Raw genomic sequence first — 923 nt, 5'->3', positions numbered from 1 at the left:
ACGACCGCGTCGAACGGCGGACGGGTGCTCAGGCCCCGGGACTGGGTGGCGCCGGTGCGGGCGATGACCCGCCGGCTCAACTCCGACACCCCCCAGCAGGCGTCCCCGCCGACCGGCCCGCAGCGCAGCGCGGTGGTCGACTGCGCCCTCTACGTGGACGGCCGCCGGCAGCCCGGCGACTGGCGGTACGCCGAGGCGCTCGCCGCGGCCCGCCGCGAGGAGCACGGCTTCGTCTGGCTCGGTCTGCACGAGCCGGAGCTGGCCGAGATGACCGCCATCGCCGCCACGTACGGGCTGCACGAACTGGCCGTCGAGGACGCGGTGAAGGCGCAGCAGCGCCCCAAGCTGGAGCAGTTCGGCGAGGTCAGCTTCCTGGTGCTGCGGACCGCCCGGTACTGCGAGCACGCCGAGCTGACCGAGCACTCCGAGGTCGTCGAGACCGGCCAGGTGATGCTCTTCATCGGCCCGAACTTCCTGATCAGCGTGCGGCACGGGGACGCCTGCCGGCTGGCCCCCGTCCGCGCCGACCTGGAGACGAAGCAGGACCTGCTGCTCCAGGGGCCCTGGGCGGTGGCGTACGCGGTGACCGACCGGGTGGTGGACATCTACCTGGAGGTCGCCGACCGGCTGGAGGACGACCTCGACACGCTGGAGGCCGACGTGTTCGACCGCCAGTCCACCGGCCGGATCCAGCGGATCTACCAGATGAAGCGGGAACTGGTGGAGTTCAAGCGGGCGGTCATGCCGTTGCAACGCCCGCTGATGACGCTCACCGCGCAGATGAACCGCGACGTGCCGAAGGAGATCCGCCGCTACTTCCGCGACGTGCAGGACCACCTGAGCCGCACCGTCGAGCAGGTCAACTCCTACGACGACCTGCTCAACTCGATCCTCCAGGCGCGGCTGGCCCAGGTCACGGTCGA

General features: G+C 71.2%; 1 protein-coding gene. It reads left to right on the top strand.

Annotation, left to right across the window (positions count from 1 at the left end; genetic code table 11):
* Positions 1-24: 24 nt before the first annotated feature.
* Positions 25-923, top strand: an 899-nt coding sequence (locus F6X68_RS32720) for a magnesium and cobalt transport protein CorA (protein WP_370519027.1), incomplete at its 3' end; no start/stop codon positions are given.

The organism is Micromonospora sp. AMSO12t, assembly GCF_008806585.1.
GTDB lineage: Bacteria > Actinomycetota > Actinomycetes > Mycobacteriales > Micromonosporaceae > Micromonospora > Micromonospora reichwaldensis.
This window is presented reverse-complemented; position numbering and strand designations above follow the sequence as displayed.